Annotated in this window: 2 protein-coding genes; both read left to right on the top strand. The window is 48.9% G+C overall.

Features of this window, described 5'->3' with window-relative positions; genetic code table 11:
• A partial coding sequence (locus tag ACP5D0_RS08730; RefSeq protein WP_472365330.1) for a PhoX family protein occupies positions 1–1040 on the top strand: 1040 nt, incomplete at its 5' end.
• A 92-nt stretch (positions 1041–1132) separates the two neighbouring features.
• Complete coding sequence (locus tag ACP5D0_RS08725; RefSeq protein ID WP_472365329.1) at positions 1133–2881, top strand: hypothetical protein; 1749 nt, start codon at positions 1133–1135, stop codon at positions 2879–2881.
• Positions 2882–3066: the final 185 nt, after the last annotated feature.

The following is a 3066-nucleotide window of genomic DNA, read 5'->3' as shown; positions in this document are numbered from 1 at the left end:
TGTCGGATGACGGCACTAACGTTGGATTGTTCATGTTTGTGGCCGATACGGCGGAAGATTTGAGTGCCGGTACTTTGTATGCCGCTAAATGGGTTCAAACCTCAGAAGATAATTCAAGCATGGGACAAGCCGTTATTCAGTGGATTGATATGGGCCATGCCACGGATGCTGCAATTAAAGCGATTGTCGCGGACAAACCGAAGTTTGACAACATTTTTGCAACGGAAACGCCACAAGATGATGGTTCCTGCGCAACTTCTGGATTTTTCAACGTCAATACCGAAGCCGGCAACGAATGTTTGCAATTGCAAGACGTCAATGGCGATACGGTTGTGGATGCCGCGGATGAAGCGATTGCCGCACGTTTGGAAACACGTCGTATGGCGGCCTACAAAGGGGCGACGACCGAGTTCCGTAAAGAGGAAGGGGTTACCTTCAATGAGCGTGACAACAAGTTGTATATCGCCATGTCCGAAGTCGCTTACGGTATGGAAAGCAATGCCAAGAAAGGGGTTCCCAACACTTCTTACGACCTAGGCGGAAATAATGATATTCGCGTTGAATACAACCCTTGTGGTGCGGTTTATGCTCTGGATGTGGCTACCAACTCAACCATTGGTTCCGATTATGTGGCCTACAGCATGAAAGGCTTGGTGAGTGGTACACCAGTGGATTACTCCGGAACGGCTTTGGAAGGAAACACCTGTGATGTGGACGGAATCGCTAACCCGGATAACGTTACCTTCTTGCAAGGTTCCGATATTCTGGTGATTGGTGAAGATACCAGCAAACACCCAAATGACATGGTCTGGGCGTATAACATCAAAGACGGTTCCATGGAGCGTATCTTCACCGGTCCTTACGGTTCTGAAACCACATCGACTTTCTGGCATAAAGACATCAATGGTTTCGGTTACCTGACGGTGACGACGCAGCACCCATTCGGTGAAGTCAGCGGTTCTTATACGCGACCAGCCGGTGTTGATACCAAGTCGGAAGCCGGTTACATCGGGCCGTTCGATTTCTCGGACGTCAAATAATCCGATCATCTCTCTTGGCCGATTCTCGGCCAATGTCAATGAGCCTCGCCTTATGGCGGGGCTTTTGTATTTCAGTGTAAAGAGTCAAAATTATGATTGTTTCTTATTTTTTTAAGGCGGCCTTTTGGACGTCTATTGTTGGGCTCTCGGCCTGTTCGAATGCAACCGAATCGAACAAGGTTCAAAACGTTGAAATCATCACCTTGGACGGCCCACAAACCGTCCAGCAGGTGACCGCCATGTTTGACGACGACTGGTTGTTGAATACCAAGGTGCACCATCGAGCCAGTAGCTACATCCCGTCCCAGTGTTACACCCGTACGGAAGGGCAAAACGGCCAGGTGCACAACCCGTGCTTTACATGCCATTCCACGCCTAAAGCTCCCACCTATATTGACGACACCAGCTTTCAGGTCGCCTATGAATTTCGTGATACGTCTCGGAAGAACCCTTGGATTAACTTGTTCAAGGATCGAACCGAAGCGGTGGCAAATATTTCCGATGACACCATTATGGAATACGTTCGTCAATCGAATTACTTTGATGAAGACGGGCGAATCATTCTGGCCGAAACCCTGAAAGACGTTCCCAAAAATTGGGATTTTAACGGTGACGGTGAATGGAACGGCTATCGTCCGGATTGTTATTTCAACTTCGACTCCGAAGGCTTTGATCAAATGCCGAACGGAAAGGATTCCGGCTGGCGTTCGTTTGGTTATACGCCGTTTTTAGGAACTTTTTGGCCCACCAACGGCAGTACCGATGACGTGATTATCCGTTTAGCTCCGGCTTTCCGTAAGGATGAAAACGGCACCTGGAACCGAGAGGTATATCGTTTGAATCTGGCGATTGTCGAAGCCTTGATTAAGCGTCGTAATGTTTCGATTCCACCGACCGATGAAACCTTATATCAAGTGGATTTGAATAAGGATGGCCAACTCGGACAAGCGACTGAAGTGGTTTATGATTGGGCCCCATTGGAAGGGCGTTACATGTCTTATGTCGGTCAGGCCAAACAACAATTGGCGCAGAAAAAAGTGCATTTGGCCGGTGGTTTGTATCCCGAAGGCACCGAGTTCATTCACAGTGTACGTTACATCGACTTTGATGAAAACGGTGAAATTCGGATGTCGCCACGTTTCAAAGAACTGCGTTACGGCATCAAAACCAATTGGAACACTTACACTCAGTTGCGTAACGTTGCGATGAAAGAGGTGAAAGACGCGCATGATTTTCCGGATCGATTACGATACGTGCAAGGTTCGCCGGAAGGCGGCATGCTCAGCGGTGTTGGCTGGACATATCAAGGGTTTATCGAGGATCAGAACGGCGACTTGCGACCACAGAGTTATGAAGAGTCGTTGAACTGTATCGGCTGTCATGCCGGGATTAGCCAAACAACCGATGCCAGTTTTGCGTTTCCGCGTAAACTGGACGCCGATGCGTTTCAAGGCGGTTGGTACCATTGGACGCAAAAAGGCTTGTCGGGCATTCCAGAACCAAAATGGTCGGACGGTACCTATGAATATACCCAGTATTTGCTGGAAAACCGCTCCGGCAATGAGTTTCGGGATAACGCGGAAGTCATGGAAAGGTTTTTTGACAAAAACGGAGACATTAAGCCTAGAGCCGTGCAGCGGTTGCACGAAGACATTGGTTTTCTGTTGCTGCCTTCCATCGAGCGAGCCAAGCTGTTAAACAAAGCCTATAAAGTGATTGTGGACGAACAAAGCTATATCTACGGACGCACACCACACATTCAATCCTTAAAAGACACCGTCTGGCTAGCCCCACCAGAGGACGAACCCACCGGAGTCAAGACACCTGTGTTGATTCCCTGAAAATTTGTGTACAGACGACAACCATAGAGACACAGAGGCTCAGAGAAGGCTTTAACGGGTGTTATATTGAGTGCCGCCGAAGCCTCTCGGGCGGGTTAGCAGTGTGTGAACTTGTACGTTTGCCGGTGTGAGACCCTTCGGCTTCGCTCAGGGTGACATGAAAAGGATTGACAGTCCAGTTCAAA

The organism is Hydrogenovibrio sp. (genome assembly GCF_049975065.1).
Taxonomy (GTDB): domain Bacteria; phylum Pseudomonadota; class Gammaproteobacteria; order Thiomicrospirales; family Thiomicrospiraceae; genus Hydrogenovibrio.
This window is presented reverse-complemented; position numbering and strand designations above follow the sequence as displayed.